General features: G+C 56.6%; 27 protein-coding genes. 8 read left to right on the top strand and 19 right to left on the bottom strand.

Annotated features, from left to right (window positions below):
* Positions 1-72 precede the first annotated feature (72 nt).
* The 7 genes from CPY64_RS17155 to cysG all read left to right on the top strand — a co-directional run bounded on the left by CPY64_RS17155 (position 73) and on the right by cysG (position 9,370).
* On the top strand, positions 73-1,398 hold the full coding sequence (locus tag CPY64_RS17155; RefSeq protein WP_042489213.1) for an OmpP1/FadL family transporter: 1,326 nt from the start codon (positions 73-75) through the stop codon (positions 1,396-1,398).
* A 9-nt stretch (positions 1,399-1,407) separates the two neighbouring features.
* Positions 1,408-1,926 carry a DUF4442 domain-containing protein gene (locus CPY64_RS17160; RefSeq protein WP_026484839.1) on the top strand — a complete coding sequence of 173 codons (519 nt, stop codon included), beginning with the start codon at positions 1,408-1,410 and terminating at the stop codon, positions 1,924-1,926.
* A 19-nt stretch (positions 1,927-1,945) separates the two neighbouring features.
* Positions 1,946-2,518, top strand: a complete 573-nt coding sequence (locus CPY64_RS17165; protein ID WP_042489216.1) for a chalcone isomerase family protein — start codon at positions 1,946-1,948, stop codon at positions 2,516-2,518.
* A 23-nt stretch (positions 2,519-2,541) separates the two neighbouring features.
* Positions 2,542-4,206: an AMP-binding protein gene (locus CPY64_RS17170; RefSeq protein ID WP_042489219.1), complete on the top strand. Its 1,665-nt coding sequence runs from the start codon at positions 2,542-2,544 to the stop codon at positions 4,204-4,206.
* A gap of 154 nt (positions 4,207-4,360) precedes the next feature.
* Entirely contained in the window at positions 4,361-6,193 is a 1,833-nt protein-coding gene (locus CPY64_RS17175; RefSeq protein ID WP_042489222.1) for an assimilatory sulfite reductase (NADPH) flavoprotein subunit, read from the top strand.
* Between the two features lie 11 nt (positions 6,194-6,204).
* On the top strand, positions 6,205-7,914 hold the full coding sequence (cysI, locus tag CPY64_RS17180) for an assimilatory sulfite reductase (NADPH) hemoprotein subunit (RefSeq protein ID WP_042489225.1): 1,710 nt from the start codon (positions 6,205-6,207) through the stop codon (positions 7,912-7,914).
* 1 nt (position 7,915) lies between these two features.
* The gene (gene cysG / locus CPY64_RS17185) at positions 7,916-9,370 is read left to right on the top strand and encodes a siroheme synthase CysG (protein ID WP_042489228.1); all 1,455 of its coding nucleotides are present in this window, start codon (positions 7,916-7,918) and stop codon (positions 9,368-9,370) included.
* Between the two features lie 257 nt (positions 9,371-9,627).
* Here cysG and CPY64_RS17190 read toward each other — a convergent pair whose 3' ends face one another.
* The 5 genes from CPY64_RS17190 to CPY64_RS17210 form a co-directional block, all read right to left on the bottom strand.
* Complete coding sequence (locus CPY64_RS17190) at positions 9,628-10,377, bottom strand: ABC transporter permease (RefSeq protein ID WP_042489260.1); 750 nt, start codon at positions 10,375-10,377, stop codon at positions 9,628-9,630.
* Between the two features lie 77 nt (positions 10,378-10,454).
* The gene (locus tag CPY64_RS17195) at positions 10,455-11,651 is read right to left on the bottom strand and encodes an ABC transporter substrate-binding protein (protein WP_042489231.1); all 1,197 of its coding nucleotides are present in this window, start codon (positions 11,649-11,651) and stop codon (positions 10,455-10,457) included.
* A 10-nt stretch (positions 11,652-11,661) separates the two neighbouring features.
* Complete coding sequence (locus CPY64_RS17200; protein ID WP_042489234.1) at positions 11,662-12,471, bottom strand: ABC transporter ATP-binding protein; 810 nt, start codon at positions 12,469-12,471, stop codon at positions 11,662-11,664.
* Positions 12,468-13,559 (bottom strand): acyl-CoA dehydrogenase family protein, encoded by a 1,092-nt coding sequence (locus CPY64_RS17205; protein ID WP_042489237.1) that lies wholly within the window; start codon positions 13,557-13,559, stop codon positions 12,468-12,470. Before CPY64_RS17205 ends, CPY64_RS17200 begins: the two co-directional genes overlap by 4 nt.
* A complete protein-coding gene (locus CPY64_RS17210; protein WP_009462432.1) occupies positions 13,544-14,104 on the bottom strand; it encodes a carboxymuconolactone decarboxylase family protein in 561 nt (186 codons plus the stop codon). The genes CPY64_RS17205 and CPY64_RS17210 overlap by 16 nt, the downstream gene beginning before the upstream one ends.
* 129 nt (positions 14,105-14,233) lie before the next feature.
* Between CPY64_RS17210 and CPY64_RS17215 the strand changes: the two genes are divergently transcribed.
* Positions 14,234-15,202 carry an AraC family transcriptional regulator gene (locus CPY64_RS17215; protein ID WP_042489240.1) on the top strand — a complete coding sequence of 323 codons (969 nt, stop codon included), beginning with the start codon at positions 14,234-14,236 and terminating at the stop codon, positions 15,200-15,202.
* Between the two features lie 201 nt (positions 15,203-15,403).
* On the opposite strand, the gene rpsQ is transcribed toward CPY64_RS17215, so the two are convergent.
* The 14 genes from rpsQ to tuf form a co-directional block, all read right to left on the bottom strand.
* A complete protein-coding gene (gene rpsQ, locus CPY64_RS17220) occupies positions 15,404-15,679 on the bottom strand; it encodes a 30S ribosomal protein S17 (protein ID WP_003803027.1) in 276 nt (91 codons plus the stop codon).
* A 1-nt stretch (position 15,680) separates the two neighbouring features.
* Entirely contained in the window at positions 15,681-15,872 is a 192-nt protein-coding gene (gene rpmC / locus CPY64_RS17225) for a 50S ribosomal protein L29 (RefSeq protein WP_003803032.1), read from the bottom strand.
* Between the two features lie 9 nt (positions 15,873-15,881).
* Positions 15,882-16,298, bottom strand: a complete 417-nt coding sequence (gene rplP, locus CPY64_RS17230) for a 50S ribosomal protein L16 (RefSeq protein WP_003803033.1) — start codon at positions 16,296-16,298, stop codon at positions 15,882-15,884.
* Positions 16,299-16,301: 3 nt separating this feature from the next.
* Positions 16,302-17,075, bottom strand: coding sequence for a 30S ribosomal protein S3 (gene rpsC / locus CPY64_RS17235; protein WP_003803035.1), 774 nt, complete (start codon positions 17,073-17,075; stop codon positions 16,302-16,304).
* A 9-nt stretch (positions 17,076-17,084) separates the two neighbouring features.
* Positions 17,085-17,414: a 50S ribosomal protein L22 gene (gene rplV, locus CPY64_RS17240; protein WP_009462426.1), complete on the bottom strand. Its 330-nt coding sequence runs from the start codon at positions 17,412-17,414 to the stop codon at positions 17,085-17,087.
* A gap of 3 nt (positions 17,415-17,417) precedes the next feature.
* Positions 17,418-17,693: a 30S ribosomal protein S19 gene (gene rpsS, locus CPY64_RS17245; RefSeq protein ID WP_003803039.1), complete on the bottom strand. Its 276-nt coding sequence runs from the start codon at positions 17,691-17,693 to the stop codon at positions 17,418-17,420.
* A gap of 12 nt (positions 17,694-17,705) precedes the next feature.
* Entirely contained in the window at positions 17,706-18,533 is an 828-nt protein-coding gene (gene rplB / locus CPY64_RS17250) for a 50S ribosomal protein L2 (protein WP_042489246.1), read from the bottom strand.
* 1 nt (position 18,534) lies between these two features.
* On the bottom strand, positions 18,535-18,831 hold the full coding sequence (gene rplW, locus CPY64_RS17255) for a 50S ribosomal protein L23 (protein ID WP_003803043.1): 297 nt from the start codon (positions 18,829-18,831) through the stop codon (positions 18,535-18,537).
* Positions 18,828-19,448: a 50S ribosomal protein L4 gene (gene rplD, locus CPY64_RS17260; RefSeq protein WP_009462425.1), complete on the bottom strand. Its 621-nt coding sequence runs from the start codon at positions 19,446-19,448 to the stop codon at positions 18,828-18,830. The genes rplW and rplD overlap by 4 nt, the downstream gene beginning before the upstream one ends.
* 3 nt (positions 19,449-19,451) lie before the next feature.
* Positions 19,452-20,126 (bottom strand): 50S ribosomal protein L3, encoded by a 675-nt coding sequence (gene rplC / locus CPY64_RS17265; RefSeq protein WP_003803046.1) that lies wholly within the window; start codon positions 20,124-20,126, stop codon positions 19,452-19,454.
* 240 nt (positions 20,127-20,366) lie between these two features.
* Positions 20,367-21,209 carry an ATP-binding cassette domain-containing protein gene (locus CPY64_RS17270; protein WP_042489264.1) on the bottom strand — a complete coding sequence of 281 codons (843 nt, stop codon included), beginning with the start codon at positions 21,207-21,209 and terminating at the stop codon, positions 20,367-20,369.
* On the bottom strand, positions 21,206-23,140 hold the full coding sequence (locus CPY64_RS19330; RefSeq protein ID WP_042489249.1) for a glycine betaine ABC transporter substrate-binding protein: 1,935 nt from the start codon (positions 23,138-23,140) through the stop codon (positions 21,206-21,208). The genes CPY64_RS17270 and CPY64_RS19330 overlap by 4 nt, the downstream gene beginning before the upstream one ends.
* Before the next feature lie 284 nt (positions 23,141-23,424).
* Entirely contained in the window at positions 23,425-23,736 is a 312-nt protein-coding gene (gene rpsJ / locus CPY64_RS17285) for a 30S ribosomal protein S10 (protein WP_003803053.1), read from the bottom strand.
* A 146-nt stretch (positions 23,737-23,882) separates the two neighbouring features.
* Positions 23,883-25,073 (bottom strand): elongation factor Tu, encoded by a 1,191-nt coding sequence (gene tuf / locus CPY64_RS17290; protein ID WP_054513288.1) that lies wholly within the window; start codon positions 25,071-25,073, stop codon positions 23,883-23,885.
* Positions 25,074-25,147 lie beyond the last annotated feature (74 nt).

The raw sequence follows: 25,147 nt of genomic DNA on the forward strand, positions 1-25,147 counted from the left end.
AAAACAAACAGGTGTTTTAAAACTTGTCATAAGCCTCTGTCAGACGTCGCACCTATACCTTGGAGAAGAGACATGAAAAAGACGGTTGTAGCTTTGCGTACCATCCCCGCTTTGCTGATTCCTCTGGGAATGAGCATGGGAATGGGTCAAGCCCAAGCGGCTGGTTTTAACTTGCTGGAACAGAATGCGAGCGGCCTGGGTAATGCCTACGCAGGCTCGGCCGCCATCGGTGACAATGCCAGCACGATCTACTTCAACCCGGCCGGCATGACCTTGTTGCCCGAGACCAACTTCTCGGCAGGTTTTAATGCGATTAAACCTACCTTCAAGTTCTCCGATAAAGGCAGTACCGACCCCTTGGCCCTGACGGGTGGCGCCAGCCGTCCCGCCACCGGCGGTTCAGGTGGTGATGCCGGTAAAGTCGCCGCTGTTCCCAATATTTATCTGTCCCACCAGCTCTCGCCCAAGTGGTGGGTGGGCCTGGGTATTGGTGTCCCGTTTGGTCTGACAACCGAATATGACGAAGGCTGGGTTGGCCGTTACCACTCCGAAAAATTTGCCATTGAAACCATCAACGTCAACCCGTCGGTGGCCTACAAGGTCAACGATCAGTTGTCCTTCGGTGTGGGTGTGAACTGGTTGCACATTGATGCCGACTACCGTCTGGCTACCCCCGTCGGCTATCACCCGGCACTGGGCCCACTGGACATGGACACCCGCGTCAAGATGAAGGGCGACGCCTGGGGCTGGAACGCCGGTTTGCTGTACCAAATTACCCCCAGCACTCGTTTGGGCGTTTCCTATCGCTCGCAAATCAAGGTCACGGCTGACGGCGACACCAAGCTGCGCAACCGCAACGTACCAGCAGGCATTCCTGCTCCCAACATCAACTGGGATGCCGAAGCCACCATCAAGCTGCCTGACACCGCCATTGTCAGCTTGGTGCACGACCTGAATTCGCGCTGGCAGTTGCTGGCCGACGTGTCCTGGACAGGCTGGAGCAGCATCCCGCGCCTGACCATTGAAAACAGCGGCCCCGGCGCCAAGAATTCCGGCCTGGAGCTGAAATTCAAGGACGCATGGCGCGTCGCCCTGGGCGCCAACTACCACTACAACGAACAGTGGACCTTCAAGGGTGGTATTGCTTGGGACCAATCACCAGTACGCGACAAGAACTACCGCCCAACCGCCCTGCCTGACAGCGACCGTTACTGGGTATCCCTGGGTGCTCAGTATCGCGCCAGCAAGAATGCCACTTGGGATATCGGCTACACCCACTTGTTCCTGAAAAATACCGACATGAACAACAACACGGATCCGGCTGGCCGTGGTCTGACACGCGGTACCTACAAAAACAGTGGTGACATCCTGGGCGTGCAGTTCAGCTATCGCTTCTAAGGATGCACTATGGCCCGCAGTCGCCGCATGGAGCTGCTCGCACGTCTGCCCCCCACATGGCGTGCGCGCTTTTTGCAGCTGGGCTTTAACTGGCACCCCGCCTTCCGGGCAACCGGCGGGCGGGTCCACAAAGTTTCAGCGAACTTGCAACACATCGTCGTACGCCTGCCATTGCGTCGACGCACTCGCAATATCAATGGTTCTTTATTTGGTGGATCCCTGTTTGCCATTACAGACGGCGTGCACGCCACCATGCTCCTGGCCGGCCTGCAACGTCATGTGATTGTCTGGGACAAGAATGCAGAGATCCAGTATCGCCGCCCTGGCTACCAGACGCTGTATGCCAACTTTCAAATCAATCCAGATGAACTGGACGCAATACGAGGACAGCTAGACCAATACCACGAGGCTGAAGCCACATTTACCGTACAGATCCAGGACCCGGAAGGCCAGATCTACACCACGGTGGAACGCACCATCTACATCGCCGACGCCCACTTCTACAAGCAGAAATCACAATCACGCTAATTTGCCGGAGGACCGCTTCATGTTTACCCCCCGCTGTGCCGCCCTGATTTTAAGTCTGTCCCTGGGGCTACCCGCTGCCCAGGCCGCCACTGTTGCGAATGTCACCGTGCCGGACACGGTCACCGTCGAGCAGCAAAGCCTGAAACTGAATGGGGCAGGCCTGCGCAAGAAAGTTGTTTTTGATGTGTACGTTGCCGCTCTTTATACCGCGTCTCCTTCCCAGGATGCCGACGCCATTATCCAGTCACCCGGACCCCATCAAGTACGGCTGGTCCTTAAACGTGACCTGGACGCCCAAACCCTGATTGATGCCCTCAAAGACGGCATTCACAACAACCTGACTGATCCTGAAAGGCAGGAACTGGACCCCGTCATCAAGCAATTTGAAGATTTGATGCGTCAGGTTGGCGAAGCCAAGGAAGGCGACATCGTGGTGCTGGACATGAACGCAGCACAGGTCAAGATCCTGTTTAACGACAAGGTCCTGGGCGAGCTCTCTCACCCTGATCTGACCCCTGCTTTGTTGAAAATCTGGCTAGGCAAGAAGCCTGCTCAAGAATCGCTCAAAAAGGCCCTGCTGGGATTGTCTTGAACCTACACGCCTCGGAGCGCTTCATGGATAAAGTCTGGCTGCAGAACTACCCCACTGGTATTCCTGCCACTATCGAAGATCAGGCCCAGCAGTACTCGTCCTTGCTGGATGTATTTGAACAAAGTTGTACCGAGTTCGCGCAGCGCACGGCCTATATCAGCATGGGCAAACGCATGAGCTACCGCGAGCTGTCGGACAATGCCTTGGCCCTGGCCAGCTGGCTGCAAAGCCAAGGCGTGAAAAAAGGCGACCGTGTCGCCCTGATGATGCCCAATATGCTGCAGTACCCCATCAGCCTGTATGGGGTATTGCGCAGTGGGGCCACCATTATCAATACCAACCCGCTCTATACCGCCCGCGAACTGCGCCACCAGTTGCAAGACAGCGGCGCGGAAACCATCATCATTGCGGAAAACTTTGCCCACGTGCTGCAGGAAATCCTGCACGAAACGCCGATCAAGCGAATCATTGTGACCAGCGTAGGCGATTGCCTGGGCGGCTTCAAGGGCTGGCTGGTCAATCAAGTGGTACGCCATATTAAAAAGGGCGTGCCGGCCTGGTCCTTGCCTGGCTCTGTCTCGTTCAAAGCTGTACTGGCACAAGGACGGGGCCGCGCACCCGCCCCCGTCACGCTGACCCACGATGACATTGCCTGCCTGCAATACACCGGGGGCACGACAGGCGTTGCAAAAGGGGCCATTCTGACCCACGGCAATCTGGTTTCAAACCTGAGCCAGGCCCTGTCCTGGATTCGCCCGTATCTGAAAGAAGGTCAGATCGACTGCGTTGTTACCGCCCTGCCGCTCTACCATATCTTCGCCTTCACCGCGAACCTGCTGGTGTTCCTGCGTCTGGGTGCCGAAAACCTGTTGATCATTAATGCGCGCGACATTCCGTCCATGATCAAGGACATGTCCAAGCTGCGTTTTACTGCCATTACCGGGGTGAACACCCTGTTCAATGCCATGCTGAACAATGCCGAGTTCCGCAAACTGGACTTTTCCTCCCTGCGCTTTACGCTGGGCGGCGGTATGGCCGTACAGGAAGTGGTCGCCAAGCGCTGGCTGGAAGCCACGGGCAAGCCTTTGGCACAGGCGTATGGACTGACTGAAACCTCTCCCGCCGCCACGATCAATCCGCTGGACAAACAAGAGTTCACCGGCTCGATTGGTCTGCCTGTACCGTCTACCGACATACGCATACGTGACGAAAACCAGAACGATCTGCCTTTGGGCGAAACGGGCGAGCTGTGCATTCGCGGGCCGCAAGTCACCCCCGGTTACTGGCAACGCCCCGATGAAACCGCCAAGGTTTTTGATCGTGACGGCTTCTTGCGCACAGGTGATATCGGCTATATGGATGAGCAAGGCTATGTCTTCCTGCTGGATCGCAAAAAGGACATGATTCTGGTCTCTGGCTTTAACGTCTACCCCAATGAAGTGGAAGCCGTCGCCGCCCAGCACCCAGATATTGTCGAGGCCGCCGCCGTCGGTGTGCCGGATGAAAAAGCAGGCGAAATCGTCAAACTCTATGTCATCAGCCGTAATCCCGATTTGACGGAAAAAGACGTAATAGCCTTCTGCCGCAAGAACCTGACCGGCTACAAGGCCCCGCGCATTGTCGAGTTCCGCGACGACCTGCCACGTACCAACGTAGGCAAGATCCTGCGCCGGGAACTACGTCCATAACACGTATTTCGCACGCGCTTAGACCAAGATGAAAGGGGCTTATGCCCCTTTTTCATTAACCGAAGGATTCATAAACAAATAAGAATCGGATCGTTCGTAGCCCTGATACCGCTCTTTAGAATGGGACAAACTATTTATATAAGCGAGTGTCAGAATGCACGCCCTGTCCCGCCTCTCGGAGTCCAATCGCACCGCGATTGCTCAAATTACCGACGAGCTCGATCCGCTGTCCCTGAACTGGCTGTCCGGCTATCTCGCGGGTGTCGCGCAAGTGCGCCACACCGGCCTTCCCGCTCAAGCGCCTGTTTCTCCTGAACTGTCTTTGGTCCCGGCCGCCGCTGCGCCCGCCCAACGACCTGCCACTATTGTGTTTGGCAGCCAGACAGGCAATGCCCAACGCGTCGCCGAAGCCTTTGCCCAACGCTGCGAAGCCGCCGGTATCCCCGTGCGCCTGCTGCGTGCCGACCGTTACCCCACGCGCGAGCTGAAAGAAGAGCGTCTGCTGTACGTCATTATCAGCACCCAGGGTGAAGGCGACCCGCCAGACGATTCCATCGCATTTTTCGAATTCCTGTCCGGTGCCCGTGCTCCCAAGCTGCCCGAGCTGAAATTCGGTGTGCTGGGCCTGGGCGATTCCAGCTACCCCCTGTTCTGTGGGATCGCAGAAAAGATCGATCAACGTCTGCTGGCTCTGGGTGCGCAACGCATTCTGGACGCAGGCCTGGCCGATCTGGATATTGATACGGTTGCCGCCCCCTGGCAGGACAAGGCCTTCGGTTTTCTGGAAACAGATCACCAGGCCCACGCCGCGGCGGCAGTTCCTGCCGCCCAGTCCAACAACGTTACGGTGCTGGAAACCCAGGCTCGCAGCAGCTTTACTCGCGACAATCCCTTCCAGGCCACCGTGCTGCAAAGCCAAAGCATTACCGGTCGCGACAGCACCCGCGATATCTATCACTACGAGTTGTCGCTGGAAGGCAGTGGTCTGAAGTACCAACCCGGTGATGCCTTGGGTGTCTGGCCTACGCAAAACGCCAAGCTGGTCGAAGCGGTTATTCAGACTTTGAAGCTGGACCCGCAAGAGACCGTCGCCATTCAGGACAAGTCGCACACGCTGCAAGAGTGGCTGAGCCATTACCGTGAACTGACGCAACTGACCAAACCTTTTCTGGTGGAACTGGCCAAGCGCAACAACGATGCCGTGCTGCAAGCGGCTGTGGGCCCAGATGGTTTGAGCACCCTGCAAGAGCTGCTGAAAACCCATCAAGTGCTGGATGTACTGGAACGCTTCCCAGCCAGCTGGAGCGCTGCCGAACTGGTGCAAGCCTTGCGCCCCCTGGCACCCCGCATGTACTCCATCGCCTCCAGCCAGTCCGAGGTGGACGAAGAAGTGCATCTGACTGTGGCCAATGTGCACTACCAGTTCAATGAACAAGATCGTTGGGGCGTGGCTTCCGACTATCTGGCCCGCCTGAACGAAGGCGACACCGTGCCGGTCTTTATCGACCCCAATACCCGCTTCCGCCTGCCTGAAGACAGCAACCGTGACGTGATCATGATTGGTCCCGGCACCGGCGTTGCCCCCTTCCGTGCCTTTGTGCAGGAGCGCAGCGTTCAGGGTGGTGAAGGCCGCAACTGGCTGTTCTTTGGCAACCCGCACTTTCATTCTGATTTTCTTTACCAGACCGAATGGCAACGCGCCTTGCAGGACGGCCAGTTGCAACACCTGGACCTGGCCTTCTCGCGCGATCAGGAAAACAAGGTTTACGTACAGCACCGCTTGCTGGAAAAAGCAGCCGAGGTCTATGCCTGGATTCAGGGCGGCGCCCACATTTATGTGTGCGGTGATGCCAACCAGATGGCCAAGGACGTACACCAGACCCTGCAGGAAATCGCCCGCCAGGAAGGTGGATTGGACGCAGACCAGGCTCGCAGCTGGTTGGAAGAACTCTCGGCGCAGGGCCGCTACGCCCGCGACGTTTACTGAGAAGCAAGGACATGACAGAAAAGAAAATCGCCGCTATCGAGCAAGTAAAAATTGATAGCCGCTATCTGCGCGGTGGCATTACCGAGGGTCTGGCAGACCCCATTACCGGTGCCATCAGCGAAGACGACAACAAGCTGCTGAAATTTCACGGCAGCTATCAGCAAGACGACCGCGACCAGCGCGAAGAGCGTCGCAAACAAAAGCTGGAACCGGCGTTCAGCTTCATGATTCGCGCCCGCTTGCCCGGCGGCGTGGTTACGCCCGCCCAGTGGCTGGCCTTTGACCAGATCGCCTGTGACTGGGCCCAGTTTGGCCTGCGCATCACCACCCGTCAGACCTTTCAATGGCACGGCGTGCGCAAGCCCTTTTTAAAGCCCACCCTGCAAGCCATCAACAAGGCCATGTCCACGACATTGGCCACTTGCGGCGACGTGAACCGTCAGGTGGTCAGCGCCACCAATCCCTTGTTGTCCGAGCAGCACGGTCTGGTTCAAGAGTGGGCTGACAAGATTTCCGAAACCTTCCTGCCCAAAACCCGCGCCTATGCCGAGATCTGGCTGGACGGCAAAAAAGTCGAAGACGCCATTGACGGCGAAGACTTTGAGCCGATTTACGGCAAGACTTACCTGCCCCGCAAATTCAAGATCGGCATTGCCGTGCCTCCCCTGAATGATGTGGACGTATTTGCGCAGGACATCGGCCTGATCGCGATTATTGAAAACAATCAGTTGCTGGGCTTTAACGTCGCCATTGGCGGCGGCATGGGTGCCACTCATGGCGACGACACCACCTACCCGCGACTGGGCAGCGTAATCGGCTTTGTCCGCCCCGAGCAATTGCTGGCCGTTTGCGAAGCCGTTATCACCACACAGCGTGACCATGGCAACCGCGACGAACGCCGTCATGCCCGTCTGAAATACACCGTGGATAAGCTGGGTGCCGACTGGTTCCTGGAAGAAGTGCAAAACCGCAGTGGCCAAACGCTGGAGCCTTCGCGCCCCTATCACTTTGACCACAATGGCGACCGCTTCGGCTGGACCCAAGGCAGCAATGGCCGCTGGCACCTGAGCCTGCGCATAGATTCGGGCCGCATCATGGATACCGAAGTTGGCCCCTGGCTGACGGGTATGCGTGAAATTGCCAAGATTCACCAGGGACAATTCCGTCTGACCTGCAACCAGAACCTGATCATTGCCGATGTGCCTGAAGAAGATAAGGCCAAGATCGACAAGCTGGTTGCTGACCACAAACTGGATGTGTACCAGACACAAAGCGGCATACGCAGCAGCACGATTGCCTGTGTCTCTCTACCCACTTGCGGTTTGGCCATGGCCGAGAGCGAACGCTACGCCCCCATCTTGCTGCCCAAGCTGGAAACCCTGCTGGACAAGTACCAGCTGCGTGATGAGCGCATTGTGCTGCGTATCTCCGGTTGCCCCAACGGCTGCGCCCGCCCTTACCTCGGTGAAATCGCCCTGGTTGGCCGTGCTCTGGGCCGTTATGACTTGCGCTTGGGCGCAAACTTCAGCGGCGAACGCCTGAACGTGATCTATCGCCAAAATATTGCCGAACCTGAAATTCTGAGCATTCTGGACGAGCTGTTTGGCCGCTTTGCTGCCGAGCGTCTGGAAGGCGAACACTTCGGTGATTTTCTGGTTCGCGCTGGCGTAGTTGCCGAGCCTTCAAGCCGTTTGATTCCTTTGGTTTTGCAACCGGCCTGATATGAACCTCTTTCCTTTATTCGCCAACTTGAAGCAGCGCGCCGTACTGGTGATCGGCGGTGGAGAAATCGCCGAGCGCAAAGTGCGTCTGGTCCTGGCGGCCGGTGCCCAGGTCACGCTGGTCGCCCCCTATGTGGTGGACAGTCTGGAAGAGCTGGCTAATCAAGGGCGCATTACCCTGATTCGGGAGCGCTATCAGGCCCAGCATCTGCAAGGAGCCTGGCTGATTATTGCCGCCACTGACAAACGGGACGTGAACCAGGTCATTGCCCAGGACGCACAAGAAGCACGCATTCTGGTCAATGTGGTGGACGACCCCGAATTGTCCAGTTTTCAGGTGCCTGCCATTGTGGATCGCTCACCGCTGATTATTGCGATTTCCTCAGCGGGATCAGCCCCCATGTTGGCACGGCGAGTACGGGAGCAATTGGAAACCATGTTGGACCACAGCCTGGGTGCGATCAGCCGTCTGGCGCAGGAATACCGCAGCGCCATTCGGCGCGCCCGCCCCGAGCTGGGTGCGCGCCGCCGTTTTTACGACTGGCTGCTGGATGGCCCGGTGGGGTCGGCACTGCGCAGCCATCAGAATGAACAGGCACGCCTGAGTCTGGAAAGCGCGCTGCAACAGCCGGAATCGCCCCGCGCCACACAAGGCCGTGTGATTCTGGTGGGAGCAGGTCCCGGTGATCCAGGTCTGCTGACCTTGCATGCCCTGCGTGCACTGAATCGCGCTGATGTGATTCTGTACGATCGCCTGGTGTCCGATCAGGTAATGGAACTGGCCCGTCGTGACGCTCACCGCATTTTTGTCGGCAAACAACTGGGCGAAGATCATCATCAAACCCAGAACCGCATTCATCAGCTGATGATTGAACACGCTCGTGCCGGCCAAACTGTGGTGCGCCTGAAAGGCGGCGATGGCTTTATTTTTGGTCGCGGCGGTGAAGAATTGGAATATCTGGCCGAGCACGGTGTCGCCTTTGAAGTGGTGCCCGGCATCACGGCTGCGATTGCATGTGCGGCTTACAGCGGCATTCCCCTGACACACCGTGATCACGCTCAGTCCGTACAGTTTGTGACGGCACATCGTAAAAGTGGTCACGGTATCGAGGATTGGAACCCGCTGCTGGATACCAGCCAGACAGTAGCTGTGTACATGGGCTTGCAGCAAATCCTGGGCTTTAGCCATGAGCTGGTACAGCGTGGCCGTAGTGCCGCCACGCCCTGCGCCTTGATTGAAAACGGCTCGCGCCCTGAACAGCGCACTTTGCTGTCCACACTGGAAAATATTGCCCAGGATGCACAGCAACATCAGTTTGCCAGCCCCTGCATTTTGGTAATTGGTCAGGTCGCCACCTTGGGCACCACCCTGTCCTGGTATGGCGAGTTGATTGATCAACTCAGTCCACGTGCGGCAATTGAACAGGACGCGGATAGTACGCTAGTCGCAGCCTGAACCCGCCGTCCCTAGAGTAATAGCTGCACCAAGATGAACATGAAAAGGCCCTCAACATGTCTTGCTGAGGGCCTTTCTAGTCGGTATTTCGGTGCTTCTGCAACAGCCGCCAAACACGCACACCACCGTTAACGAGCGATGCAGCAAAAGTGTGAAACGGCGGGTTCCGTGGCCATTTTCGCTACCCTGCACTTCTTGAAAGCACCGAGCGGTCAACTGCCTCAACCTTCATGAAGTCGAAGGGCAAGCCTATGTTTTTAACGCTGTCCAAAAGCCGCAAACATGGCTCGCAACGCACTATCCAGCAGATAGCCAATCAGACCAATCAGGACAATTACGGCCATCAACTCGGAATACGCCATGCGATCACGCGTATCCAGAATCAGGTAGCCCAAACCGGCTGACACACCCAGCATTTCGCAGGGCACCAACACAATCCACAAGACACCGATAGCCAGTCGGCTACCCGTCAGTACCGAGCCGACAATGCCGGGCAGAATCAAATACAAAAGCGTTTCCATCTTGGTGGCTGCCAGACTGCGCCCCAGCATCAGCCAACGCGGATTCAAATGACGTACACCCGAAGCCGTATTCAGCAAGACAGGCCAGACACCAGCCACACCCAGTAGAAAATAAATCGGAGCATCGCCAATCCCGAAGGCCATGACGGCAATAGGCATCCAGGACAGGGGCGAGATCATGCGCAGGAACTGGAACAAGGGAGTCAATGCGGCGTGGGCTCGGGCTGACAAGCCCAGCAGCAATCCAGCAGGCACGCCAACCCCCAATGAAATGGCCAGGCCCACAAAAATACGCTGCAAGCTGGCGCCTACGTGCATCCAGGTCTCTGACCAGCCCAGTATTTCCAGCAAGCTATGAAACGAGGCTGCAGGACCGAATTGCTGCATTAAAGAGCTGCTGGACCAGGCCGTGGCCAGGTACCACAGCACGACTCCCGCCAACAAACCGCCCAGCCCCCACAGGGTGCTGGCAATCCAGGCATTCAATTTTGGACGTCGCAAAGACGCAGCCGATCGCGGATCGGACTGCGCCAATGGCGAAGAAGAAGCAGACACACTCAAACTCATACAACAATGCTCTCGTTGCGGCTGTATTGCTCGGACAAGCCAAACTGCGCCAGACCACCCTGCTTTTCCAACGCGGCACGGACAAAGCGGTCATCCACCAGATCACTGGCTACGTGCTCAGGAGACAGCCCTTCCAGAAAGCCACGTTCGCCTTGGATCAAGGTCCCTTGCAACATTTGCACCAAAGACTCGGTGTAGCTGGGGAAAGGATAAGGTTGAAAATCGATACGCTGGTCGTCCCAGTCCGGATGACGAATCACGCCAGACTTCACATATTGCGCACGATCTGCCGGGTCCGGGGACAGCACTTTCAACAGATTTTCCTGAGTATGCGGGGTATAACGGTTACCCCCTTCGCGCGACAGAATCTGGGCCGCCTCCGCACGGTTACTGCGTATCCAGATCTGTGCCTTGACCAGGCCATCCACCACGCCTTGCGACCATTGGGGTCGAGTCTGCAAATCCTGCTCGTGCATGAAGGCTACGCAACAGGCATGATCGCGCCAAACGTCGCCGGTAAAGCGCAGGATGCGGCCCATGCCTTGAGTTTCTGCCAAGGCATTGAAAGGTTCAGCCACAGTAAAACCGGCAATTCGACCCGAAGCCAAGGCCGGAGGCATATCGGCAGGGGCCATCACCACTAGATTGACCTCATTGGGTGCCAGCGCACCGGCGTTTTTCACGACGGGCGTCAGGCCGTGTGCTTTGAGCACATGCTGCAACACCACATTGTGAATCGAGTACCAGAAAGGAATAGCCACTGTCTGCCCGCCCAATTGCTCGGCCGAGCTGATGTTCTGCGCCACCGTGATGGCAGAGCCACTCATGTGATTCCAGGCCACCACTTTTGCAGGTACTTTGCTGCCGTAGCGTGCCCACACCGTCATGGGCGAGAGCAAGTGCACCAGGTTGACCTGACCAGAGATAAAGGCCTCAACCAGTTGCGCCCAGCTGCGCACCATCACAGGCTTTTCCACCGCAATGCCTGCTTCTTCAAAGTATCCATTGTGATGCGCGACCAACATGGCGGTGGCATCGGTAATCGGCAAATAGCCGATACGCAAAGGCGCATTCGACTCGCTTTGTGCACGGGCTGCCCCTTGGGCCAGCAAAGGTGCAGCGCCCGCTACCGTCAACAAGGACGCCAGTTTCAACAGGTCGCGACGGGTACGGGACGTAGGAGATTCAATCATGAAGTGCACCTTACAAAACAGAAGCGTGAACCGCCTGGGAGAGGCTTTGCTCCAGGCTGGCCACAATTTCCAGGCGTATGGCCTGAAGCCAGTTATCCAAATGAGATCGGGGATGTGCCGGGCAGCTCCATTCACGCTGCAAGCCGGCAGGACGGCCACCTAGAAGCAGGGCGCGGTCCGCCAGCAAGAGGGCTTCATCAATATCGTGAGTGACCAGCACAATGGCGCAGCCAGTCTGGTCGCGTATCGACAGAATCAGCTCCTGCATCTGCCGGCGGGTTACTTCGTCCAGCGCACCAAAAGGCTCATCCATCAACAAGACCTGCGGACGACGAGCCAGACAACGCGCAATGGCAACACGCTGTGCCATCCCGCCCGACAAGGCGCCAGGACGCTGATGGCGGTTTTCATAGAGGCCGACCTGACGCAGCGCCTGTTCAACGCGCTGGCGGCGCTCTGCTGCCGATACGGAAGGTTGACGAGCAAAGCCCAGGCCAAAGCCGGTATTGGCCTGCACGTTCAGCCACGGCAAGAGAATGGCTTCCTGAAAAGCCATGGCCAAAGCGGGATGAACTCCACGCACGGCCTGCCCCAGAAAGGACACCTCGCCCTGAGTGGGCGCTTGCAAACCGGCCAGAACCCGCAACAAGGAGGACTTGCCCACCCCACTGGGACCCAGCAACGCCACGATCTCGCCCGCGCGCACGGTCAAGTCCAGGTTCTGCAAGATCGTCTGGCCACCGTAGGCCAGACTGATCCCCCGTGCGGACAAGAGCCCGGCCCCTTCAGAATCGGTATGCGAGGGGGCGGAGGAACTCATACGGCATCCTGCCCAAGTTCGGCTTTCAACTGCGCCACAGTGGGCGAAATCAAAGGCACCAGCATGGCTTCGCGATAACGGCGCAACAGTTGCGGATGCTTGCCCTGCATATAGGTTGCACCGCCGATTGCAGAGCTTTCCAAGGCCACAGCCTGCGACGCCAGACTGCTTAGCTCGATACGGACTTTGAACAGGTCAGGCGGCGTGGCCGAGCCGGGCTTATGCACGGCATCAACCAGCACATCCGACAATTCCTGTACACGATCCAGCAAACGGCGGGCGGGCTGTTCCTGTACCCATTGGCAGCGGGGCGCGTCCAGCACTTGCTTCAAGGAGCGACGTGCCAGACCCATGGTCATACCGCATTGCAGCGCCATGAAACGGGGGCGTACCGTGCGCACAAAGTGGCCTGCATCGGGATGCAGCAAGCGCTCCTGTCCCAGACGCACGTTATTGAACGTCAAGGCCGCCGTACTGCTGCCGCGCAATCCGACCAGATCCAGGTCTGCCGAACGCTCCAATCCCTGATCGCCCAGCTCTGCCACCCAGATACCAGCCTGATCCTCGGGCATGGCGGCCACAATGGCAACCAGGCAGTTCCCGGGACGCAGATTGGTAATCCAGGGCAGGCGGCCTTCAAACTGCCATTGCCCTTGTGCGGGCTGAGCACGCACTTGCAGCTCTTCAATGCCGCCCAAAAACTTGATGGCGTTGGACAGGCCGGTCGCACCGGCAATACTGCCGTCCAGCAAACCGGGCAGATAGCGCTCGCGCATCGCGGGGTCCTGAACATCACGCAGGTATTCAATAAAGGTACGCTGGCTCCACAGGACAAAACCCGCTGTCAGCGAATGCTCGGCCACTTCCACGATGGACTGAACAGCATCGCCAAAGTCGGAAAAATCTGCTTTCAAGCCCAGGCTCAACAAACCGTCTTGCGCCAGGCGAGGCAACAAGGCCTGCGCCTGGGATGCATCGTTGTCCAGCGATAGAGCGTGCTCCTCCAGCCACTGGGCCAAGCCGGGCGACAAAACAGGGCGCTCTGAGGCCAGCACAGGCTGCTCAGCGCGTTTTAAGGCGTTTCCCATGCGTAGGCCTCCAGCTGGCTATTGAGCGGCGTACGGGCCAGATTATTGGCAAAGTTGCAGATCGTCGCCAAGCCGATGCCGGTAATCACTTCCAAAGCCTGCTGGTCGCCGTAACCGGCGGCACGGAAATCAGCCAGGGCTTGGTCGGATACCTGACCACGAGTATCGATCACGGCGCGACTGAACAAAGCCAATGCTTGCAGGCGCTCGTCGTTGATCTGATCAAAGCCACGCGCACGCAAGGCAGCCAGGATTTCCGGGTCCAGCTTGGCTTTATTGGTCGCAATGGCAGTGTGACCGGCCACGCAGAAGCGGCAACCGTGAGTGGTGCCAGCTACCAGTTGCACCACCTCGCGCTCGACCAGCGACAGGCTGGCGGTGGCGTTCAGGGCGGACATATCCTGATAGGCTTGCAGGGCAACAGGCGCATTGGCCAAAATAGCCAGCAGATTGGACAAAAAGCCGCTACCACGCACAGCTTTTTCAAGGGCTGGTTTGACCGCCTCTGGTGCGGAGTCCACAGTATGCAAAGTTAAGCGGGTCATGATGGCGACAATTCCTTAGTTAATCCGAGAAGGTTTTATTGTCGATTGACTGGCGCCTTATCTCCATGTGCGAACATAGCGGTATTCATATTAAAAATATCCACGAAAAGAAATAAGCATATTTTCTGCATGAGCGACTCTGCCTTTCCTGACAGCCATTGCGCTGTCGATTCCAAAGACACAGGACACCCTGTGGAGGAACTGCTCTTGTCCGGGCTGGAGATCTCGGCCAGCCTGTTTCACTTGGGCCAGTACTGCAATCAATGGGAAAGCAGCCTGCACGGACATCAACGGGCAGGCTTTCATGTGGTCTTGCATGGGCCGTGCTGGCTGCATATTCAGCATCAGGACGCCCTGGCCTTGCAGGCGGGTGATGCGGTGTTCTTCTTGCGGGATGTGCCCCATCGCCTAAGCTCATCGCCCACGCCGCCAGACTGGAACGCGGCCATGCAGCGGCAAACCATGCAGAATCTGGAGCCGCAGGTGCCGCAAAGCACGGGTTTGCTCTGTGGTTTTCTGGATCTGGGCCGTGGTTTGAGCGAATTGCTGCTGGCAACCGTGCCTGATGTTTTGTTGATTGATGGTTCTCAGGCAGATGCGGACTCTGGACGTCCTTTGCTGGACTTGATCCAGGCCGAGATGCAGCGTCAGCCACAGGCCAACTCCAGCTTGCTGGAAAAGCTGGTGGAGCTATTGTTGTTCTATACCTTGCGCCAGCAAATCGGGCAGACACCGGCTGAAGGAGCTCTGCCAGCTGGCCTGATTCATCTGGCCAGCGATTCTGCGTTTGGCGGCCTGATAGAACAACTGCTGCGTGAGCCTGCCAAAGCCTGGTCAGTTGATGATATGGCTGCCTATCTGAACATGTCGCGCGCTGCCTTTCACCGCCGCTTTACCTTGCTGTGCGGCATGGCACCAGCCCAGGTGCTGCTGCAGCTACGTATGCAATTGGCCAAACGTCAGCTGGAACAAGGTCTGACCATGGAACAGATAGCCGAACGTATCGGCTATAGCTCCGCCGCCGCCTTCAGCGCCGCATTCAGGCGTAGTGTGGGGGTCAGCCCGGCACAGTGGCGCAAGCAAGACTCGCGTAGCTAAGTCGACTGTATGCAACTTACGGCCGCAACCAGCCTCTGTTTTCAGCCCAATCATCCATGCAGGTCAATGGCCCGAGCCTAGGATTTTGTTCCCGTGCCCGTCGACAAACAACCGGGCATAAAAAAACCCCAATCTGTAACCAGATCGGGGTTTTTTTGACCTACCAGAGCCAGGCCGAAGCCTGGGCATCTGAGCAAGCGTTTAGATCACGCGGGCTGCTTCGATCAGACGCACAACAGTCCAGGACTTGCTGCGGCTGATAGGACGGCCTTCGGAAATCTCAACGGTATCGCCTTCGTTGTACTGGTTGGTCTCGTCGTGCGCTTTGTATTTATTGGAGCGGACGATGATCTTGCCATACAAGGGATGTTTAACGCGGCGTTCAACCAGAACGACGACAGTTTTGTCCATCTTGTTGCTGACAACTTGACCAATCAGGGTACGTTGACGTTTTTCGGTAGTTTGAGTTTCGCTCATCTTACTTTCCTGCGGTCTCAGCCATGACAGTACGGACACGAGCGATGTCGCGACGTACTTTGCCCAATTGGCTGGTGTTGGAAAGCTGTTGAGTAGCACGCTGCATGCGCAGGTTAAATTGTGCTTTCAACAGGCTCTCGAGCTCTTTCTGGAGCTCGGCGGCATCTTTGGTACGGAGTTCGCTGGCTTTCATGACGTCTCCTTAAGCACCGATCTGACGCGTTACGAACGTCGTCGAGATAGGCAGCTTGGCAGCGGCCAGACGGAATGCTTCGCGTGCCAGCTCTTCGCTAACACCTTCCATTTCGTACAGGACCTTGCCTGGTTGAATCTCAGCGACCCAGAACTCTGGATTACCCTTACCGTTACCCATACGAACTTCGGCAGGTTTCTGCGAAATTGGCTTATCGGGGAAGATACGGATCCAGATGCGGCCACCACGTTTGATGTGACGGTTAATTGCACGACGTGCTGCTTCGATCTGGCGAGCAGTCAGACGGCCACGGTCAGTGGCTTTCAGACCAAATTCGCCAAACGAAACTTGCGCACCGCGAGTTGCCAGACCGGTGTTACGGCCTTTGTGCTCTTTGCGGTACTTTCTGCGAGAAGGTTGCAGCATGTTTTATTCTCCTTCGGACGCAGCAGGAGCAGCGTCTTTACGAGGACCGCGACCACGACCACCTGGACGGCGGTTTTCAGGGCGGTCACCACGTGGACGACGTGGGCGGCGCTCTTCAGGGGCTACGGTGTCAACAGGCATCTCGCCGTTAGGCAGCATGTCGCCCTTGTAGACCCAGACCTTGATACCGATGATCCCGTACGTCGTGTGCGCTTCGGAAGTGCCGTAATCGATGTTAGCGCGCAGGGTGTGCAGAGGCACACGGCCTTCGCGGTACCATTCGGTACGAGCGATTTCGATGCCGTTCAAGCGACCCGAGCTCATGATCTTGATGCCTTGGGCACCCAGACGCATGGCGTTTTGCATGGAACGCTTCATCGCACGACGGAACATGATGCGCTTTTCCAATTGCTGGGCAATGGAGTCGGCGATCAGTTGAGCGTCGGTTTCAGGTTTGCGGATTTCTTCGATGTTAACGTGCACTGGCACGCCCAACAGGCGCTGCAGGTCAGCCTTCAGGCTTTCGATGTCCTCGCCGCGCTTGCCGATCACTACACCAGGACGAGCCGAGTAAATAGTGATGCGAGCATTTTTGGCAGGACGCTCGATGACCACACGGCCAACGGAGGCGCTTTTCAGCTTGCGTTTCAGGTATTCGCGCACACGGATGTCGTCAGCCAACATCGTACCGAACTCAGCACCGTCAGCGTACCAACGCGAGCTCCAGTTACGGTTAACAGCCAGGCGGAACCCAATTGGGTGGATTTTCTGTCCCATTGTGACTCCTTAAGCGCCGACTTTGACCACAATGTGGCAAGTCTGCTTCTCAATACGGTTACCGCGGCCTTTGGCTCGTGCAGAAAAACGCTTCAACGACTGGGCCTTGTCCACGTAAATGGAGGTGACTTTCAGTTCGTCGATGTCGGCGCCGTCATTGTGCTCAGCGTTGGCAATAGCCGATTCCAGAGCTTTCTTGATGATGCCAGCGGCTTTCTTGGGAGTGAAAGTCAGCGTATTCAGAGCGTGAGCGACGGACTTGCCGCGGACCATGTCCGCAACCAGACGTGCTTTTTGCGCCGAAATATGGACTCCACGAATAATTGCTGTAGTTTCCATCACTTATCTCCGGGCCTTTTTGTCCGCAGCGTGACCCTTGAAAGTACGGGTCAAAGCGAACTCGCCGAGCTTGTGGCCAACCATGTTCTCGTTGATGTAAACGGGAATGTGTTGACGGCCATTGTGAACGGCAATCGTCAGCCCAATGAACTCGGGCAGGATGGTAGAGCGGCGCGACCAGGTTTTGATTGGTCGCTTGTCGTTACCCACAACGGCTGCGTCAACCTTTTTGATCAGGTGAGCATCAACGAATGGGCCTTTTTTAATCGAACGTGACATAGTGTTCGCCCCTTACTTGCGCTTACGGCGCGAAACAATCATGTTGTCTGTGCGCTTGTTACGACGGGTGCGGTAGCCCTTGGCAGGCGTACCCCATGGGCTGACTGGCTCACGGCCTTCACCCGTACGACCTTCACCACCACCGTGCGGGTGATCGACTGGGTTCATCGCCACACCGCGAACGGTAGGACGAATACCACGCCAGCGAACAGCACCGGCTTTACCGATTTGACGCAGGCTGTGATCGTGGTTGCTGACTTCGCCAATCGTGGCGCGGCAGTCGATGTGAATGCGGCGGACTTCACCGGAACGCAGACGTACTTGAGCGTACGTGCCTTCACGAGCCAGCAACACAGCGGAACCACCAGCGGAACGAGCGATTTGAGCACCCTTACCAGGCAGCATCTCGATGCAGTGAATGGTTTGACCCACAGGAATGTTGCGGATAGGCAAGGTGTTGCCGGAACGGATAGGAGCTTCCGCGCCAGACACAACCGTTGCACCCACTGCCAGACCACGAGGGGCGATAATGTAACGACGCTCGCCGTCTGCGTAGCACACCAATGCGATGTGAGCGCTGCGGTTAGGGTCGTATTCCAGACGTTCTACTTTCGCAGGAATACCGTCCTTGTTGCGACGGAAGTCGACAATACGGTAGTGCTGCTTGTGACCGCCGCCACGGTGACGAACCGTGATATGGCCGTTGTTGTTACGGCCAGCGCTGCTGGATTTTTTCTCGAGCAGAGCAGCGTAAGGAGCGCCTTTGTGCAGTTCAGGGTGAACTACTTTGATCATGCCACGGCGACCTGGCGACGTTGGTTTTACTTTTACCAATGCCATATTAGTTCACCTCAGAAAAGTCGAGTTCCTGACCGGGCTTGAGCGAGACATATGCCTTGCGCACACTGCGGCGGCGACCCATGAAACGGCCAAAGCGCTTTTCCTTGCCCTTCTGATTGAGCACCTGCACCGATTCAACTTCTACCTTGAACAGCAGTTCAATAGCAGCTTTGATTTCAGGCTTGGTAGCATCAGGAGCGACGCGGAAAGCGATTTGCTGATTTTTTTCGGCAACGTACGTGGCTTTTTCAGTCACGACAGGAGCCAGAATTACTTGCAATAGACGTTCGGCGTTCATCCCAACATCTCCTCAAACTGAGCGACAGCCGCTTTGGTGACCAACACTTTTTTGTAGTGGATCAGGGACAGCGGGTCAGCGTAGCGTGGTTCAACCACAGCAACGTGAGGCAGGTTACGCGTAGCCAGGTACACGTTCTCGTCCAGCGCGTCGGTGATGATCAGCACGGATTCCAGGCCCAGGTCTTTCAGCTTGTTGGCTGCCAGACGGGTCTTGGGTGCTTCCAGAGTGAAGGAATCAACAACCAACAGACGCTCGTCACGGACCAACTGAGACAGAATCGCGCTGATACCGGCGCGGTACATCTTCTTGTTGACCTTGTGTGCGTAGTTTTCTTCACCGGTGTTGGGGAATGCACGACCGCCTCCACGCCACACGGGCGAGGATGTCATACCAGCACGAGCGCGGCCGGTGCCTTTCTGGCGCCATGGCTTCTTGGTGCTGTGGTTGACTTCGGCACGAGTCAATTGCTTGCTGTTACCGCTGCGAGCATTGGCTTGGTATGCAACAACGATCTGGTGAACCAGTGCTTCGTTGAATTCACGACCGAAAACGGTTTCGTTGGCCTGCAATGTGGATGCAGCTTGGCCTTGTTCGTTCAGGAGCTTCAGTTCCATGGATTAGGCTCCTTTCACAGCAGGGCGCACAACGATATTGGCATTCTTGTGACCTGGGACAGCGCCCCGGACCAGCAACAAGCCACGCTCGGCGTCGACGCGGATCACGTCAAGATTCTGAACCGTACGGGTAACGTCACCCATATGGCCCGACATTTTTTTACCTTTGAACACACGGCCTGGATCCTGGGCTTGACCAATGGAACCGGGTACGCGGTGCGAGCGCGAGTTACCGTGGCTGTTACGCTGGCCGCCAAAATTGTGGCGTTTGATGGTACCGGCAAAGCCTTTACCAATCGTGGTGCCCGTAACGTCAACCTTCTGACCCGCTTCGAAAATGCTTTCCACAGCAACTACGGAACCGGCGGAAAGCTCGGCGATAGCAGCGGGGTCGAGGCGGAATTCTTTCAGGATGCTGCCAGCTTCAACGCCAGCTTTTGCATAGTGCCCTGCCTGGGGCTTGGTAACGCGTGTTGCACGACGGGTGCCAAAGGCAACCTGTACAGCAGCGTAACCGTCAACTGCGGGCGTCTTGACCTGGGTGATGCGGTTGTTGGACACGTCCAGAACGGTCACAGGGATGGACTCGCCTTCCTCTGTAAACACACGGGTCATGCCAACTTTACGCCCAACAAGGCCCAGCCGCCACGCGGCAGGCGTAGGTGTCGAGTTCGACATCGTTTTCTCCATTCCTGACTACGATTGGTCAGGGCTAACTGAGAGTACACGCAATGATTTGCGCGACGACCATAGCCAAAACTTTTTGGCTAAGCTAGTAAATATAGCACGTGGCTGTAAAGCCAAGCAAGATTTACTGCAAAAATCTGCCCTAAACTGCTTGATTGACAACAGTTTTTTCGAATTTGGCCGTCGTGGCCATGCGGTCATGATCAGGAAAATTGATTCATGACCAATTTTCTATTGATGTGCCTTATTGACGAAACGGGCCACGTATTCGTTCACCGGCTCATCACGAATTTGAGCCGGAGTACCGCTTTGTTCCACCCTGCCCTCGCGCAGCACCACGATGTGTTGGCCAAGCCGCAATGCTTCATCAATATCGTGAGTAATAAAGATGATGGTTTTGTTCAGGCTGCTTTGCAGGCGTAGCAGCTCGTCCTGCATCTCGTAGCGAATCAGGGGGTCCAGGGCCGAGAAGGCCTCGTCCATCAACAGAATATCGGCATCAACGGCCAAGGCTCGGGCCAGACCAACCCGTTGCTGCATCCCGCCTGACAATTCATCAGGGTAGTTATCCGCATAGTCTTGCAGACCCACACGCTCCAGCCATAGCCGAGCCTGCTCTCTGGCTTGTGAACGCTTGTCACCCCGCACTTCCAGGCCAAAGGCAACGTTCTCCACCACCGTTAAATGGGGCAGCAAACCAAAGGCCTGAAAAACCATGCTGATTCCATAGCGACGGAATTGTCGCAAGCTGGCCATGTCCAGTTGCAGTATGTCCTGTCCGTCCACCAGCACCTGTCCGGCACTGGGGTCAATCAGGCGATTGATGTGACGCACCAAGGTGGACTTGCCCGAACCGGACAAGCCCATGACGCAGGATATCTGTTGCGCGGGGAAGCAGGCATCCACGCCAGCCAGGCCCACGATGCAATCCGTCTGCTTTTGTACGGCCTGTTTGTCGGCTCCCTGCTTTAACAGTTCCACAGCTTCGGGTGCCCGATTGCCAAAGACTTTATAGACATCTCGCAACTCTATCTTGCAGGCCTGCTCGCCGGACGACGTAGGAATGGTATTCATGCTTGCCTCCTGACCTTGCGGCGGTGACGCTGGGAGCGACCAAAGGATTGAGAGATTCGGTCAATGACAATGGCCAGGATCACAATCGCTACCCCCGCCTGCAAGCCACGTCCTATATCCAGGGTCTGAATGCCGGCCAATACGTCCTCACCCAGACCTTGAGCACCAATCATGGAGGCAACCACCACCATGGACAAGGCCATCATAGTGGTTTGATTAATGCCCGCCATAATGCTGGGCCGCGCCAAGGGCAAGGTGACCTTGGTCAGCATTTGCCAGCGCGTGACCCCATAGGCCTGTGCCGCCTCCATCACATGCTTGTCCACCTGTCGCAGACCCAGGCTGGTCAGACGAATCAAAGGAGGGACGGCATAAACCACGGTAGCCAGAACAGCGGGCACCTTGCCCAGGCCAAACAGCATCAGCACCGGAATCAGATACACAAAACTGGGCATGGTCTGCATCACATCCAGCACAGGCGTCAGCACTTTTCTTAGCAGGCGACTGCGAGCACTCAGAATGCCAACCGGAACACCGATCAGCACGGAGAAGACGGTCGCTACCAGCACCAGAGTGAAGGTTTGCATCAGCTTGTCCCACAGACCCATGGCTCCGATCAGATACAAGCCACCCACATAGAGCAGGACGGGCAGAAAACGTCGCTGCCCCCACCAGGCCAACAAACCGGTCAAGGCCAGAATCGCCCAGGCCGGCACCTGCTGCAAGACACGCTCTACCGGCAAGATGGCATGCGTCAGAATCCAGGCGCTGATCTGGCGAAAACCCGTGCCCCAATCCTGTACGGCAACCAGCAACTGACGGTTCACCCAATCAGCAGCGGACCACTCCGGGAAGAAACGGGACTGCGCGGTGGCTGCGGGTTTTGTCGCCTGTGGCTCCAAGGCAGCCTGCAAGCGATCTGCCTGCGCCACCGGCATCCACTGACGCCATTGCTCTTCGTTTTCTTTCAGGAACTTCTGTACCTGCGTGCTGGCGTTCTGCCCGCCTTCGGTCATGCCCAAAATGATCTTGTTCATCTGCTCGGGCTCCAGCTGGATCTTTTCAAACAAAGCCACCAGCTCGGGATAAGACTCCACGAAAGGAGTAGAAGCCGCTACGCCTATATGCGCCAGGATAAAGTCCGTCGGGCAAATCTTGCCCTTGCCGGAAACTGCAGCCTCCCAGCAGCCTTCATTAAAAGGAGCACTGGCCAGCTTCTTGAAGGAGTATTTGGCCATAAGGCCAGCAGGCTGCCAGTAGTAGAACAGGATGGGTTCTCGCCTGTCATAGGCCGCACTGATTGCGGCGTCCAGCGCCGCACCTGTGCCAGGCCGGAAGTTTTGATAATGCTCGCCCAGCCCATAGAGATCGAACAAGCGGCTATTGAAGGTTTCACATACCCAACCGGAGGGGCAGTTATAGAAGCGGCCTTTATTCGGCTGCTCCGGGTCGCTGAAAACAGTGGCGTAGCGCCCTAGATCTTCCACTTTCTGTAGATCGGGAGCAGTTGGCTTGATTCCCTTGTCCGGGTCGCCGTCGACGACATAGTCCGGTACATACCAGCCCTGCTCGGCTCCGCCCTTCAAAGTATTGCCTAGCACCTGGACCTGACCAGCTTCGATGGCCTTTTCGATGATCTCGGTACGTCCTGACCAGATCTCGCCAATCACCTGAATATCATTTTGTGCCAGCGCACTTTCCAGAGCCGCCGAGGACCCTGGCACCCGCTCGGTCTTGCAACCGTAAGCCTTCTCCAGAATCTGCTGATACAGCTCGGTGCTGAATGCTGCGCTTTCCCAACTCAGATCGGCCAGACGCACCGGTTTATTGTCAGCACATGCTTGTGCCGATGCATTAGCCCCCCACAGGCATAGCCACAACCCCAGGAAATACCACAGGGCCAGGAACGGCTTTCGTCTCCGATTTATCATTCTTGTCCTCCTTCAACCCCGCCCATCGTCGCATTTGTTTCCAGGTCAAAGTGTGTCCGGTCGTAAAAAACTAACCGAAATCCGCTTTATCCAGTAGCAATGCCGGAATAGAAAAGTTGCGAAGGGACAGAGAGCCAGGCTTTTCTCGCCCAGGAAAGCGGGCAATAGTCGCCCCTTGGGTAGCATGCGAATCTTCAGAATCTGAAGGCCGGCTTGCAGGCGAAAAAAAACGCCATGCATTTGCATGGCGTTTCTTTCGATGTAACTCGAACAGCTAGGCAGAATTACTGCAGAGCGATTTCGACGTCAACACCGGCTGGCAAATCCAGACGCATCAGAGCGTCGACGGTCTTGTCGGTAGGATCGACAATGTCCATCAAGCGCTGGTGGGTACGCATTTCAAACTGATCGCGCGATGTCTTGTTGACGTGCGGCGAACGCAGAATGTCGTAGCGACGGATACGTGTTGGCAGTGGTACTGGACCACGAACAACAGCGCCGGTGCGCTTGGCGGTTTCTACGATCTCAGCAGCAGACTGATCGATCAACTTGTAATCGTAAGCCTTCAGACGGATGCGGATTTTCTGGTTTTTCATGGGTAATCCTAAAGAACGATATAAGTGGGGGCTTTTTGACTGAGCTTATCAATTGCTCGAAGAAACTCTGACTAAAAAGCACCCCTTTTGGGGGTAGCAAAGACGCGGCGGGAAGGTTTGCACCTTCACACCGCGATCAAGGCTTATTACTTGATGATTTTTGCAACCACGCCAGCGCCAACGGTACGGCCGCCTTCGCGAATAGCGAAGCGCAGACCTTCTTCCATGGCGATAGGAGCGATCAGGGACACTTTCATCGAAATGTTGTCGCCTGGCAGAACCATTTCCTTGTCTTCTGGCAGCTCGATGGTGCCGGTCACGTCAGTTGTACGGAAGTAGAACTGAGGACGGTAGCCCTTGAAGAAAGGAGTGTGACGACCACCTTCTTCTTTGGACAGAATGTACACCTCGGCGTCGAAGTCAGTGTGTGGCTTGATCGAGCCTGGCTTGGCCAGAACTTGACCACGTTCCACGTCTTCACGCTTGGTACCACGCAGCAGCAGACCGACGTTATCGCCAGCTTCGCCCTGGTCCAGCAGTTTGCGGAACATTTCAACGCCGGTACAAATGGTCTTGACCGTGTCTTTGATACCCACGATTTCGATTTCTTCGCCGACCTTGATGATGCCGCGCTCAATACGACCGGTCACAACCGTACCACGGCCGGAGATCGAGAACACGTCTTCAACAGGCATCAGGAACGTACCGTCAACGGCACGCTCAGGCGTAGGAATGTAGTTGTCCAGCGCTTCGGCCAGAGCCAGAACGGCTTGGCTGCCCAGTGGGCCTTCGTCGCCTTCCAGAGCCAGTTTGGCCGAACCCTTGATGATCGGGGTGTCGTCGCCAGGGAAGTCGTACTTGGACAACAGCTCGCGAACTTCCATTTCAACCAGTTCGATCAGCTCTTCGTCATCAACCATGTCGGCCTTGTTCAGGAACACGATGATGTAAGGAACGCCAACCTGACGGCTCAGCAGGATGTGCTCGCGAGTCTGGGGCATTGGGCCGTCAGCGGCCGAGCAAACCAAGATAGCGCCGTCCATCTGGGCAGCACCGGTAATCATGTTCTTGACGTAGTCAGCGTGGCCGGGGCAGTCAACGTGTGCGTAGTGACGGTTAGGCGTCTCGTACTCAACGTGCGAGGTGCTGATGGTGATACCACGTGCTTTTTCTTCAGGGGCGTTGTCGATCTGCGAGTAATCGCGTGCTTCGCCGCCGTATGCCTTGGACAGAACCGTGCAGATTGCAGCGGTCAGAGTGGTTTTACCGTGGTCAACGTGACCGATAGTACCGACGTTGACGTGCGGTTTAGTCCGTTCAAACTTACCTTTTGCCATGATTTATCCCAATTATGTTTTACAGGAAAACAAAAAAAATTGTTGAGCAGCCCGCCATAGGGCGGGCTGATATT

Origin of the sequence: Alcaligenes faecalis, assembly GCF_002443155.1 — a bacterium.
GTDB lineage: Bacteria > Pseudomonadota > Gammaproteobacteria > Burkholderiales > Burkholderiaceae_B > Alcaligenes > Alcaligenes faecalis.

Excerpts from the sequence above, each read along its gene's own strand:
- rplW (WP_003803043.1), bottom strand. The coding sequence starts at position 18,831 with ATGAACGCCGAACGTCTATTGCAAGTAATTCTGGCTCCTGTCGTGACT.
- CPY64_RS17200 (WP_042489234.1), bottom strand. The coding sequence starts at position 12,471 with ATGAGTTCCTCCGCCCCCTCGCATACCGATTCTGAAGGGGCCGGGCTC.
- CPY64_RS17170 (WP_042489219.1), top strand. The coding sequence starts at position 2,542 with ATGGATAAAGTCTGGCTGCAGAACTACCCCACTGGTATTCCTGCCACT.
- tuf (WP_054513288.1), bottom strand. The coding sequence starts at position 25,073 with ATGGCAAAAGGTAAGTTTGAACGGACTAAACCGCACGTCAACGTCGGT.
- CPY64_RS17160 (WP_026484839.1), top strand. The coding sequence starts at position 1,408 with ATGGCCCGCAGTCGCCGCATGGAGCTGCTCGCACGTCTGCCCCCCACA.
- rplV (WP_009462426.1), bottom strand. The coding sequence starts at position 17,414 with ATGGAAACTACAGCAATTATTCGTGGAGTCCATATTTCGGCGCAAAAA.
- CPY64_RS19330 (WP_042489249.1), bottom strand. The coding sequence starts at position 23,140 with ATGATAAATCGGAGACGAAAGCCGTTCCTGGCCCTGTGGTATTTCCTG.
- rpsJ (WP_003803053.1), bottom strand. The coding sequence starts at position 23,736 with ATGAAAAACCAGAAAATCCGCATCCGTCTGAAGGCTTACGATTACAAG.
- cysG (WP_042489228.1), top strand. The coding sequence starts at position 7,916 with ATGAACCTCTTTCCTTTATTCGCCAACTTGAAGCAGCGCGCCGTACTG.
- rpmC (WP_003803032.1), bottom strand. The coding sequence starts at position 15,872 with ATGAAAGCCAGCGAACTCCGTACCAAAGATGCCGCCGAGCTCCAGAAA.
- CPY64_RS17215 (WP_042489240.1), top strand. The coding sequence starts at position 14,234 with ATGAGCGACTCTGCCTTTCCTGACAGCCATTGCGCTGTCGATTCCAAA.
- CPY64_RS17165 (WP_042489216.1), top strand. The coding sequence starts at position 1,946 with ATGTTTACCCCCCGCTGTGCCGCCCTGATTTTAAGTCTGTCCCTGGGG.
- rplB (WP_042489246.1), bottom strand. The coding sequence starts at position 18,533 with ATGGCATTGGTAAAAGTAAAACCAACGTCGCCAGGTCGCCGTGGCATG.
- rpsQ (WP_003803027.1), bottom strand. The coding sequence starts at position 15,679 with ATGAGCGAAACTCAAACTACCGAAAAACGTCAACGTACCCTGATTGGT.
- CPY64_RS17195 (WP_042489231.1), bottom strand. The coding sequence starts at position 11,651 with ATGATTGAATCTCCTACGTCCCGTACCCGTCGCGACCTGTTGAAACTG.
- CPY64_RS17155 (WP_042489213.1), top strand. The coding sequence starts at position 73 with ATGAAAAAGACGGTTGTAGCTTTGCGTACCATCCCCGCTTTGCTGATT.
- rplC (WP_003803046.1), bottom strand. The coding sequence starts at position 20,126 with ATGTCGAACTCGACACCTACGCCTGCCGCGTGGCGGCTGGGCCTTGTT.
- CPY64_RS17210 (WP_009462432.1), bottom strand. The coding sequence starts at position 14,104 with ATGACCCGCTTAACTTTGCATACTGTGGACTCCGCACCAGAGGCGGTC.
- CPY64_RS17270 (WP_042489264.1), bottom strand. The coding sequence starts at position 21,209 with ATGAATACCATTCCTACGTCGTCCGGCGAGCAGGCCTGCAAGATAGAG.
- CPY64_RS17205 (WP_042489237.1), bottom strand. The coding sequence starts at position 13,559 with ATGGGAAACGCCTTAAAACGCGCTGAGCAGCCTGTGCTGGCCTCAGAG.
- rpsC (WP_003803035.1), bottom strand. The coding sequence starts at position 17,075 with ATGGGACAGAAAATCCACCCAATTGGGTTCCGCCTGGCTGTTAACCGT.
- rpsS (WP_003803039.1), bottom strand. The coding sequence starts at position 17,693 with ATGTCACGTTCGATTAAAAAAGGCCCATTCGTTGATGCTCACCTGATC.
- cysI (WP_042489225.1), top strand. The coding sequence starts at position 6,205 with ATGACAGAAAAGAAAATCGCCGCTATCGAGCAAGTAAAAATTGATAGC.
- CPY64_RS17175 (WP_042489222.1), top strand. The coding sequence starts at position 4,361 with ATGCACGCCCTGTCCCGCCTCTCGGAGTCCAATCGCACCGCGATTGCT.
- rplP (WP_003803033.1), bottom strand. The coding sequence starts at position 16,298 with ATGCTGCAACCTTCTCGCAGAAAGTACCGCAAAGAGCACAAAGGCCGT.
- rplD (WP_009462425.1), bottom strand. The coding sequence starts at position 19,448 with ATGGAACTGAAGCTCCTGAACGAACAAGGCCAAGCTGCATCCACATTG.